Source organism: Mycoplasmopsis cricetuli ATCC 35279, assembly GCF_000526955.1.
Classification (GTDB): domain Bacteria; phylum Bacillota_I; class Bacilli_A; order Mycoplasmatales; family Metamycoplasmataceae; genus Mycoplasmopsis; species Mycoplasmopsis cricetuli.
Genome location: NZ_JAHB01000032.1, coordinates 1 through 3,104, shown reverse-complemented (window position 1 = coordinate 3,104; position 3,104 = coordinate 1). Strand labels below are relative to the sequence as shown.

Sequence of the window (3,104 nt, the reverse complement as noted above, 5' to 3'; positions counted from 1 at the left end):
CGGCCTGGAGTTTTTAAGTTTAATTTTCAAATTAATAAATAAAATACAATTAAATATTCAAGAAAGAAAATTGGTCCAAGTACTCAAAGCATTCATACACGATTAACAATTTTGTATGCAGTTGCATTATATAAAATTCAAGTAATAATTCCTTCTCCAGTTCCAGCTATCATTCCAGCTCCACTAATGTACATAAACATATAAGTTAAACCAGTCATGAAACAATGTGCAATTCATAAAATAGGAGCCGCAAAAATAAAAGTAAATTCAATTGGTTCTGTTACTCCAGAAAGAATAGAACTAGTTACAGCGCCGAAAATAACTGGAAAAGCAAGTTTTCGTTTTCCTCTAGGAACAGCTAAAAGCATTGCAGTTGCAGCCCCTGGTAGGGCAAAAATATTTGTTGGATATGTTCCATTTGAAATCATTGAATCTTGAGCGGTGATTGTAACATTATCATGTACTTTAGCAATTAATATATTGTAAAAACCTTCAATAATAGTTTTACTTTCACCATTAATTTGTTCATAAGTTCCTCCAGCCGCTGTATATCTTAAAATTGCATTTGGAACATTGTGAAGACCAAATGGTAGTAGCAAACGATTGGTAAATCCATATAAAAATGAACCACCAGCTTTTAGAGATCTAATTCCTTGCCCCATTTGAGCAATTAAATAATATATATAAACTCATAAAAAAGTCAGTGGCATCCCTAATAAAAACGCAACAAGTAATGTGGCCACTGGAGAAAATTTTGGACCTCCAAAAAATGCAATTGCAGTTGGAAATTGCAAACGATAGGTATATTTATGAACAAAATATCCTAAATAACCAGCTAAAATTCCACCTAAAGCATTTAAATTAAAAGAATTAGAATTTTTTCCAAAACGATCTACAGTTGATAATTTTCCAACTAATTGTTGTGGAAGCTGTTTAACTAGAGAAGTATATTTTAATAAAATATTACCAGCAAAATAAAATCCAATTAAAGCAGCAATTCCACAAAGTGCTGCTGAAACTTTTTCATCTTTAGCCAATCCAGTAGCAAGTCCAATGGCAAATAAAATATCCAAATTATAAATTGGCGCCAATCCAATTGCCTTGATTGCTTCTGCAATTGTTTTATAAGTTACACTTGTGTAATAAATTGATTGAACTGATGTTTTTCCAGCAGAAATCATAATATAACCAATAGCACCAATCATTGCCATAATTGGTAAAATTGATACAGGAACAATTAAACTTCTACCAAAACGCTCAAGTCCTTTTTTAAATTTATCGAAAAAATTTTTATTTAAATTTAAAGATTGTTTTTTCTTAATATTCAAGTTAATACCTCCTTTTTTATTATCTTAAATTTAGAAGTTAGAGCAATTTTTATTAAAAAATAGAATATTTTTAAGTTTAAATTAAAGTTAATTTATAATTCTAGTATTATGTTTGACAATATAAAAGAATCAGCCTTAATAAAGAAATTATTAAGTATGACTGTTCTTGATAATTATTCTGGTTCAATAGCAAAAACAATTTTGATAAATATCAATCAAATTAAAAATTTAAATAGCATTGATATTGCTAATTTATCTTTTACAACTCAACCAACTGTTTCAAAATTTGTTAATAATTTAGGTTATTCTAAATTTATTTCTTTAAAAAAAGATTTAATTAATTATTGTGAATCACTTAAAAAAGCCAATTACAAAAAATCCATTTCTAATCAAGAGGTAGTAATTAAAAATCTTGAATTTTTTAAAAATATTATTAATTATGACTTTACTTTAATTGTTGATTTAATTCGCAAAAGTAAAAATATTTTAATCAATGCCTCTGGAGGAGGGTTAAGAGCATGCAATGAACTTGTTACTCAACTTTCAAGAATGGGATATCATGCAGTTGCACCTTATTCTTTTTCAGATCGTTATCGTCAAGCAGTAATTAAGCCAGCAAGCACATTAGTAATTTGTGTTAGTGTTTCAGGATTAACAAGTGAAACAATTATTCCAACACAACTTTTGTTAAATAAAAAAGCAACAGTGATTTATATAAGTGCAAATGAAATAAAGGAACTTGAAAAAGCTTCAATAAAAATTAATTTTTCTAAATATACCAAACAAAAAATTAATTCTCTTTCATTTAATTTATATTTAAATATTTTTTGAATGTTACTTTTAAATGTTCTTTAAGTTAAAAAAATACACTTAAAAAGCAAAAGTTTTAAAAAAAGGCTTTAAAAACCTCTTTAATTAATTTTTTTAAAAATTATATAAAAAATGTAAAATGTAATTGTATGAAAAAAATTAAAGAATTATTTAAAAAACAAAGCAAAAAAATTTTATTTTTTTGAATAACATTAGGAACATTAGTAACAACTTCAATTGCAGGAATTATTTCTATAATAACCATTTTGACAAAAAAATCTAAAACAAATTTTTCTAATTTTTCTGAAGATAAAAAATTAAATAATAGTGATAAAGACTATTTAACTACTTTACCCTTAGATGAAAACCCAAAAGGTGTTCAAAATCTAGACAAAAATTTAAGTGAAAAAAATTTATTAAACACTAAAAGTCTAGCTAAAAAATCAGATGATGAAAATATTAGTATTTCAAAAGATTTAGGTAAAATTAATCCTTCAATAAAAACAGGGAATGATAAAAAAATTTTAGAAAATAAAAATCAAAATCCTAGCATTTTTGTTAAAACACCAAACAACAATTCTTTAAATAATAAAAATCAAACAGATACTAGTTCAGATTTAAATATTTTAAAAAATGAAAATAAAGATCAAAATTCTGAAGTTTTAAATAAAGATAATAATTATCTAAATGATAAAAATATTAATAAATCTATAAATTCTGATAAAAAAACAGAAAAAAATAAAAAAAATACTGAACAATTTTCAAAAACATCATTAGAAAATACAATTTCAACAGTAGAAGATAAGCAAAACAGTAAAATAAAAAATCAAAAAGATGTTACTTTTGAAAAAACAAAGAAAACTTTAATTCCAGAATCTAAACCAAAAGAAGATGAAATTGAAAAAATAGATGATAGTAACATTGATTATGAATCAAAATCAGAACAACCTATTAATGATATCAATT

3 protein-coding genes are annotated in these 3,104 nt (G+C 24.7%); 2 read left to right on the top strand and 1 reads right to left on the bottom strand.

Features of this window, described 5'->3' with window-relative positions:
- The coding region (locus U744_RS0103960; protein ID WP_025755740.1) for a PTS transporter subunit EIIC at nucleotides 1–1,328 on the bottom strand (1,328 nt) is incomplete at its 3' end.
- A gap of 108 nt (nucleotides 1,329–1,436) precedes the next feature.
- Between U744_RS0103960 and U744_RS0103955 the strand changes: the two genes are divergently transcribed.
- On the top strand, nucleotides 1,437–2,183 hold the full coding sequence (locus U744_RS0103955; protein WP_156921667.1) for a MurR/RpiR family transcriptional regulator: 747 nt from the start codon (nucleotides 1,437–1,439) through the stop codon (nucleotides 2,181–2,183).
- 104 nt (nucleotides 2,184–2,287) lie between these two features.
- Nucleotides 2,288–3,104: hypothetical protein (locus U744_RS0103950; protein WP_025755738.1), on the top strand; the 817-nt coding region annotated here is incomplete at its 3' end.